At 58.2% G+C, this 632-nt stretch carries 2 protein-coding genes; both read right to left on the bottom strand.

Translation table 11 applies throughout. The features are described from left to right. The coding region (locus ACFPZN_RS56410) for a MobC family plasmid mobilization relaxosome protein (protein ID WP_378293715.1) at positions 1-260 on the bottom strand (260 nt) is incomplete at its 3' end. Next, complete coding sequence (locus ACFPZN_RS56405; protein WP_004197757.1) at positions 250-426, bottom strand: hypothetical protein; 177 nt, start codon at positions 424-426, stop codon at positions 250-252. The genes ACFPZN_RS56410 and ACFPZN_RS56405, both read right to left, overlap by 11 nt. Positions 427-632 lie beyond the last annotated feature (206 nt).

Below are 632 nucleotides of genomic sequence, written 5' to 3'. Positions count from 1 at the left end.
ACCTGAACCCGGTCAGCGCCTGACCACTGGCCGCCGTTAATTTTCCGGGCGATCTGGTTGAGGTTGTTCCCCATCCCGGCAAGCTGGCGCAGCAAAACCGGATCGATGGACGGCAGCCGCAACGACCGCGCCGGGCGCGTATCGAGACAGGTTTCCCGCATCCACACCGCCAGTTGCCTTCCATTGCAGCGCTCCAGCAGCTGCTGGTACTCCCCATCGGTCACCCGGATACCTAAAAAACGGGTACGCTTAACCGCCATCCTCTCCTCCGATATCCGCAAAATGTGACCGGGCTGAACGCTCAAGCTCTGCCATCTGCTCCCGGCGGTAATCTTCCTCCTGTGCCTGACGCATCAGATTTGCCATCACTGCCGGATGCCAGGATCTTTTTTTTACGACGAGCGGCTTCTTCTTCGGCTTCTGCATTATCCCTCCTTCGCAAACGCCGGACGGCACGGAAAAGTTTTCCGGGTCGCTCCGGCGTTGGACAAGCGCCAGCGCGTCAGTGGTGTTAGCGGGTTTCGGGGCGCAGCCCTGAACCAGTCACAGCGTTTACGCTGTGTATACTGGCTTACTATGTTGGCATGAGAGCACGATTCATGAAAGTGCCTCATGTGGCAGGTGTGATATGT

It is taken from the genome of Actinomadura rugatobispora (assembly GCF_042656285.1).
GTDB lineage: Bacteria > Actinomycetota > Actinomycetes > Streptosporangiales > Streptosporangiaceae > Spirillospora > Spirillospora rugatobispora.
The sequence above is the reverse complement of the archived record's forward strand: the minus strand, read 5'-3'. Positions and strand labels throughout refer to the sequence as shown.